The 6,864-nt window shown below is 57.7% G+C and carries 8 protein-coding genes; 2 read left to right on the top strand and 6 right to left on the bottom strand.

What is annotated here, in order from left to right; translation table 11 throughout:
• Positions 1–159 precede the first annotated feature (159 nt).
• Positions 160–1,992 (top strand): response regulator, encoded by a 1,833-nt coding sequence (locus C6366_RS12910; protein ID WP_107738520.1) that lies wholly within the window; start codon positions 160–162, stop codon positions 1,990–1,992.
• Positions 1,993–2,179: 187 nt separating this feature from the next.
• Positions 2,180–2,548: a class II fructose-bisphosphate aldolase gene (locus C6366_RS12905; protein WP_158269776.1), complete on the top strand. Its 369-nt coding sequence runs from the start codon at positions 2,180–2,182 to the stop codon at positions 2,546–2,548.
• A 587-nt stretch (positions 2,549–3,135) separates the two neighbouring features.
• On the opposite strand, the gene C6366_RS12900 is transcribed toward C6366_RS12905, so the two are convergent.
• The 6 genes from C6366_RS12900 to C6366_RS12880 form a co-directional block, all read right to left on the bottom strand.
• A complete protein-coding gene (locus C6366_RS12900; RefSeq protein ID WP_107738516.1) occupies positions 3,136–3,501 on the bottom strand; it encodes a helix-turn-helix domain-containing protein in 366 nt (121 codons plus the stop codon).
• Positions 3,485–3,742, bottom strand: coding sequence for a type II toxin-antitoxin system RelE/ParE family toxin (locus C6366_RS20725; protein WP_107738514.1), 258 nt, complete (start codon positions 3,740–3,742; stop codon positions 3,485–3,487). Before C6366_RS20725 ends, C6366_RS12900 begins: the two co-directional genes overlap by 17 nt.
• Positions 3,743–3,974: 232 nt before the next feature.
• Positions 3,975–4,106, bottom strand: coding sequence for a hypothetical protein (locus C6366_RS20505; protein ID WP_255412099.1), 132 nt, complete (start codon positions 4,104–4,106; stop codon positions 3,975–3,977).
• Positions 4,107–4,180: 74 nt separating this feature from the next.
• On the bottom strand, positions 4,181–4,954 hold the full coding sequence (locus C6366_RS12890) for a sulfite exporter TauE/SafE family protein (protein ID WP_107738512.1): 774 nt from the start codon (positions 4,952–4,954) through the stop codon (positions 4,181–4,183).
• 408 nt (positions 4,955–5,362) lie between these two features.
• Positions 5,363–6,193, bottom strand: a complete 831-nt coding sequence (locus C6366_RS12885; RefSeq protein ID WP_107738510.1) for a formate dehydrogenase subunit gamma — start codon at positions 6,191–6,193, stop codon at positions 5,363–5,365.
• Positions 6,180–6,854 carry a hypothetical protein gene (locus tag C6366_RS12880; RefSeq protein ID WP_107738507.1) on the bottom strand — a complete coding sequence of 225 codons (675 nt, stop codon included), beginning with the start codon at positions 6,852–6,854 and terminating at the stop codon, positions 6,180–6,182. Before C6366_RS12880 ends, C6366_RS12885 begins: the two co-directional genes overlap by 14 nt.
• Positions 6,855–6,864 lie beyond the last annotated feature (10 nt).

Raw genomic sequence — 6,864 nt, 5'->3', positions numbered from 1 at the left:
TATAAAATTAAACGTTTTTTTGACAAAAAAGCAGAGATATCAGTAGGGTCTTACGCAAAGGGCCAGGTTAACATGCAGAAATTATTGCGGAAAAGGCTGGATTTGGCGCGATGCGGTTAAAGTCCTGTCTACTACTCCAAGCGCCACATTTACGCCCAGTTGAATGCCTATCTTTACAACGTAGCGGCCTCTTTCCTCTTCATATCCCTGGCCATAATCGGCATCCTCGGATTGTTTCTGAACAGACTCGTCATCAAAAAGCTTTTTTCCATTGTCGGTTTCGCACGGAACGTGGCCGTGGAAAAACGTTATGAGAAGCGCATTCCCGTTCACGGCGACGACGAAATCGCCATCCTCGCGGTTTCCATCAACGACATGCTGGAGCAGATCGAACTCAAGGACCGCCAGAAGGACGAGGCGGGCTTGAAGCTGTCCCGCAGCGAAACGTATCTCAAAAGCATTTTTGACGCCTGCCCGGACGCAATTTTCATACTGGATTCGGAAAGCTGGAAAATATCGGATGTCAACGATTCCGCCGTGGCGATCTACGGCGGGCGGCGTCTGGACTTCCTGGGCAGGGATTTCGCCGCCTTCAGCAATCCGGAAGTCGAGGCCGTCGGGCAATGGCTGGACAAGACCAGGCGCGAAGGACCACAGCGCTTCGAGCAACAGACTAGACGGCTGGACGGGAGTCTTTTCTGGGCCGCGTTCCATGTAAATTTTTCGCTTATCGGCGGGGAGAGCCGCTTCATCGTGATGACGAGGGACGTCTCCCGGCGCAAGCAGGCCGAGGAGGACCGGGAAAAGCTGCAAGCGCAACTGCTTCAGGCGCAGAAAATGGAGGCCGTGGGCACGCTGGCCGGCGGGGTGGCCCATGATTTCAACAACCTTTTGCAGGCCATGAGCGGCAACATCCAGCTTCTGCAATGGAACAGGCACGGGGATTCCCCCGAAGCCAAGCGGCTGAATACTGTGTCCCGGTCCATTGAGCGGGCGACCAGGCTTGTCCGCCAACTGCTGCTGTTCAGTCGCAAGGCCGTGGTCAAGCGGGAACGGATCGACCTGAACCAGATCGTGACGGAGTCCGTGGCCATGCTGGAGCGAACCATTCCCAGGATGATCCACGTCGAAGTGCATTTGGCCGCGGACCTTTGGCCCATTGAGGCGGATCCGGTCCAGGTCGAGCAGGTGCTCCTGAACCTGGGGTCCAATGCCGCGGACGCCATGCCCGACGGTGGCCGGTTGGCCTTCCAGACCGAAAACGTGGATCTGACGGCGGATTTCGCCAGGACGCACCTGGATGCCGAACCAGGGCCATACGTGCTGCTTTGCGTGACGGATACGGGCTGCGGCATGGACAAGGGAACCATGGACCAGATTTTTGACCCCTTTTTCACCACCAAGGAGGTGGGCAGGGGCACCGGACTAGGGTTGGCCACGGTTTACGGGATCATCAAGAATCACGGCGGCAGCGTGCTCTGCTACAGCGAGCCGAGCCAGGGCACGATCTTCAGAATTTATTGGCCCGCGGCCCTTGATCAGACGACCGCGGCGGTTCATGAGCCGGAGCCGGATTTTCAGCGCGGTCCCGCTGTCCGGGAACCATCCGGCGGCCTGGAAACCATCCTGGTCGTGGACGACGAGGCGGATATCCTGGAACTGACCGCGGAAGCGCTGCAATCACTGGGGTATGCCGTGCTCACCGCGTCCAGCGGCGAGGAAGCTCTGGCTTTGTATGCCGAAAACAAGGCCGGGGTGGACCTGATCGTCTTGGATCTGGGCATGCCCGGAATGGGCGGACGGCAATGCCTGCGCGAGTTGGTCCGCCTCGATTCACGTGTCCGGGTGCTCATTGCCAGCGGTTACGCCGCTGCGAGTCTGTCCGACGAAGTCCGCAGCGACGGGGCGGCCGACTTCATCGCCAAGCCGTATCAGTTGGCCGACCTAGTGATCCGGGTCCGGGAAATACTGGAAACGACGAACCGATCCTGAATGCGACAACAGCAAGGCGGACCACGCTACATGAGCTGCAACCCAGAACAAGGAGGATCATCATGCGCGGCAAGGCAATCATTTTTGCCATGATCCTGCTGCTGTCGTTCTTTGCAGCCGTGACAGTGGCGGGGCGTACTGGTCGTTTCCAAGTCCGCTCCTCGTTCAACCCGAGGATATGCCGCCAGTGCTGGATTTTCTGGAGCGGACAGAAGTCGACTTTCTGGCCTTTTCGGTCCCCAAGGGGCTCCCTCATTCCGAATACGTCGAACGCATCTCCCTGCTGGCCAAACTCGCCGTCAGGATGCCCGTCCCTCTGGTTCTGCACGGAGCCAGCCGCCTGCCGGAAGATTTGCTGCTCCAAACTTTGCGCCGGGGAGTGCGCAAGATCAACGTGCGTACGGAAATCCTGCGTGCCTTGGCCCGGGGGATTCAGCAGGGCCAGGAGGACGCGAAAAATCCTTTGGTCTGGCTGGAAGCGGACGCCGAGGAAGTCCACAGCGTTGTGCGGGAGCGGATCCGGCTTTACGCCAGCATAGCGTCGTCCACTCTCTGATCCTTTTTTCAGCCATCGCTCATCGTACACGCGCTCCCATTGACACCAACGATATGTTCCACATGGGGGTCACGGCCTATTTGCCTCATGTTCAACCACTATCAATTCCTCGTCCATACGTCTGAGGGCAATCTGACCCGGTACATGCGTCATCTTGGGAGCGTCTACACGCAACGCTTCAATGCGAAGAACAACCAATGAACCCCGAAACGTCGCTTTCCAGCTCTTCAGGTCGCTTCGCGGCAATACGCTTCATTGTATCGCAGAGACATTAGGAATACGCACCTACAGCACGGTCAGCAGCATCCTGCTCCGGCTCCAGTCCAGGCTGAAGGAGGAAAAGGAGCTTCGGACAAGGGTGGATTCGCTGAAAAAAAATGTTGCGAGCTAAGAGCATACTTGACCCCGTTCCTTTGACCCCTTTCCTTTAGTGGAAAAACGACCTTTGAGAGAGAATACATCGGCTTTCGGTCGCTGCCGTGACTGGCTGTTTTGAACATCTTCAACCAGACTATGAAACTATGACCAAACCTGATCATACATGGATTAATGCCTGGAAAAAAAGATGAACACCCTGAAATGCTTAATCAAAACACCTGCTCAACATTCAACCCCATGGCCTTGGCCAGTTTTTCACGGGAGGCTTTGCGCAGCTTATTTTCTCCGCTCTCCATCTGGGACAGGGCAGCCTGGGTGACTCCCGCCCGAGCAGCAACCTCGTTCTGGGTCAGCCCGAGATATTCACGCCAGGCCCGGACAAGGGGGATGTTTTTTTCAACGTGCAGGTCAACAACCTCGTGGGGAATCGCATCGCCCTCGGGAATGCGGGGCTTTTGGCATGCCAGGGCCTTGGCGACATGGGGGTGTTCGCGAACGAAATCCTGGAAAGGGATAACCACGAAGGCAGGCACGCCCTGCTGATAGATGGTCTGGATGCTAGTAGGTTCGATCATCGCGTTTTTTGACCTCCTGAATGCTTATGATCCGGATGGTTTCGGCGATATCGAAAAATATCCGAAACCGCCCGACCCTGAGACGGTATGCATACTTGTGGTTGGTCAGCCTTTCCACCTGTGACGTATTGGGAAATTCTGCCAAGCCGGACACCGCGTCTTTCAGTGCTTTCCGTGTGTTCTGGTCAGGAATTCTTGCAAGCTGTTTCAGCGCTTTACTTTGCCAATCAATGAAATACATAGATTTATGGATATAAGTTAAATATAAGCATTGTCAATGCTGTCGCTTCATGAAAAAAGTTTATGGATATCAATGGCCCAGCTGGAATCTTTGCTCATAATCAGGCTGATGGTGGAGATTGGGAGGAGAGGAATATGAAGCGCACATTCAGAAAAAGCGGACCTTCCGGGTCGCTGGCCTGGAAAGTCACCACGCAGCTTCGAGCCGCCAAGAGCAGCAAGGCCTTGGATCTTTAAAAAATTTTCTCACTCAACACTGGCTCTTTACCCGGCAACCCAAAGTGCGATTCAACCACATCCCAGAAGTTACGGACACGGCTGACTTTGCCGAAGAGAACGGCCAGCGGCACCGCCTGCGTGATCATGATGAACCCCAGCTACGCCGGCGTCGAGCATGCGGACAAGTCGATCCAGTTCATGGAACGTGTCGTCTTTCTCTTTACAGCAGTCCCGTCCCCAGACCCAGCGCCACCAGAAAGAGCATCACCGAAACGATCACCTGCAAAAACTTGATGGTAACCTTCTTGACCAGCCGCGTGCCGAGGAAGGTTCCGGCAAAGGCGGCCAGGGTCGCGGCGATGACCGTGGTCGGGTTGCCCAGGACGTCCGCGGACTTGAGCAGGCCGGCGTAGACGGTCATCCGGGAGAGATCCACGATCACGGCCAGCATCACGCCGGTGCCGATGAAGGCTTCCTTGGTCAGCCCGCTTTTGATCAGGAAGGCGCTGCGCATGGCCCCCTGGTGGCCGGACAGCCCGCCGAAAAAGCCGCTGAGAATGCCGCCCAGGGGCAGGTACCGGCGGTCAAAGGCCAGGTTCTGGAACCAGGGCCACAGTTCCAGGGCCGCGAACATGGCCATGAGCATGGCGATGGTCAGCTTCACGGGCTGGATCTCGAACTCCCGGCCCGCCAGGGTATATGTCGTCAGCGGGGAGGCCTGGGCCAGGGAGAGCAGCAGCCAGGCTCCGAGAAAGCTGGCCGCCAGGGCAGGCAGGCCGAAGCGCAGCAGCACGCCCGTGTCCGCGTTGCGGCCAAACAGCGAGGCCTTGAAGATGTTGTTCAGCAGATGCACCACCGCGGTCTGGGCCACGGCCAAGGGCACCGGAAAGAAAATGGCGAAGACCGGCATGAGCAGGGTGCCCATGCCGAAGCCGGAAAACAGGGTCAATGCCGAGGCGATCAGGGCCGCCACGCAGACGATGAGGATGTCCATCCGCTTTTCTCCTTGCACCGAGGAACGTTAAACAGATTTCGATATCGAAATGCGATATAATAAATTTCTTTTCACATCGCAAGCGGAGAAACCGCTCGACTCACAATCGTCCGCCCATTCCACGCCTCTTCGAAGCACCGCGATCCCGCACTGGACGAACCGATGCCTACCTGAATGTTAAAAAAGTCCTTATCCGGGCAGTCCGTTCAAAACCCCAAGTGCAAGGAGCAAAAAAAGAGCAAGGTCGAAGCGTATTTATTCATACGTGAGAGTTTGAACATTTTGCGGGGACGCAGCAATTGGGAGTTTTGAACGGACTGCTACGCCGTGAAAACGCCCCGCCGCTCCTCGGGCGACGAGGCGTTTTTGGCGTGATCTTCAGCGGTTGCGCCTTTCATCATCAACTGATCACCACGTAATGAGTGGCGCGTGAACCAGCCCGCCGATGAGCATGTACACGCCGGCGGCCACGGCGGCGAAGCCGATGACCAGGAAGACGGCCCGCTTGAAAACCGGAACTTCGCCGACGATCATCTGGTCCAGTTGACCGGATTCCTTCAGCCGGGCCAGCCAGGCCGGACGTTCGTGTTCGGCGACGCGCAGGTCCGCGCTGCCCTGGAAGATGGTCCGGTCCATGGGGAAGTTGCTGCGCCGCAAATGGGCGATGAAGAAGTGGATGACGAAGATGTGGACCATGGCCAGGATGGCCTCGATGCGGTGCACCCAGAAGGCCACGTTCAGCCCCCAGCCGGGCATGTAGTTGCTGGACGCCAGGGGATAGGCCAGGAGCAGGCCGGTCCCGCCCAGGATGACCATGCCCCAAAAAACGGCCCAATAGTCGAATTTTTCCCAGTATCCCCAGCGATCCAGCGGCGGATGCTTGGCCAGGCCGAGAATCCAACCCACGTGCCGAGCGGCCTGTCTCAGGTCGGCCATTCGGGGCAGCAGGGAATCCGGCCCGAACAGACCGGTTCGGTTGATGAACATGTTGAGCAGTGCATAAAGGACATGAACCACGAACGCGCAGATCATGAAAATGCCCACGTAGACATGGACGGTCAGGGAGGCCTCGAATCCGCCGAAAATATTTCCGAGACCCTGCCCCCAGGCCGTCTCGTGGTACATCCTGGCCAGCCCGGTGGCGGACTGGATCAGGAAGGTGACCATAAGCACCAAGTGAAACAATCGTTGCGTCGCGGTGAACCGCTTGATCCGGACTTTGGCGTTAGTGCTGCTCATCGTCGGACCTCGCTTTCTTGATGAACAGTTCCCGCACGCCCCACAAGAGGGTATGCGGCAGGAACAGGGCAAAGGTGCCCACGGCCACGGCGATCATGATCCAGAAGGCGTAAAACAGCAGCGGGAGAACATCCGCGGTGCTGATCATGGCCGGATTGGGCTCGTGCACCTTGTACAGGGCAAAGGAGGCGGAGGCACCTTCGTGGCATTTCGCGCAGACGTGGGTATGCTGGCGAATGCGGTTCAACCGGGAAAAGAAGTGGTTGCTGCTGGCGATGGGCTCCTCGCCGTGGCACTGGCGGCAGGTGATGCCGTGCCGGGTATAGTGGCGGTTGTTGCGCGCCTCCTCGACATGGCAGGACACGCATCGGCGTTGTTCATAAAACCGCAGCCCCTGGTGCGCGTCGCTCAGAAACATCCGGTTCAGGGCCCGGCTCTCGTCTTCGTCTATTCTGCTGATGCCTCGGCCCCGAACGCCCCCGCTGGCGTCGACCCGTCCCATGGACCGGGGTCGGACCTCGTATTCCTCGTAGATACCCGTACTCATTTCCGTGCTGCGATAGCGGTAGTACCTGGAGGCCATCTCCTCCTGCCCGAACACGGGGTCGGGCAGGAGCAGCATCAGAATAAAGAGCAGGGGCGTCGTTTTTTTGATGAACATGACATCCCCC

This window comes from Desulfonatronum sp. SC1 (assembly GCF_003046795.1).
GTDB lineage: Bacteria > Desulfobacterota > Desulfovibrionia > Desulfovibrionales > Desulfonatronaceae > Desulfonatronum.
This window is presented reverse-complemented; position numbering and strand designations above follow the sequence as displayed.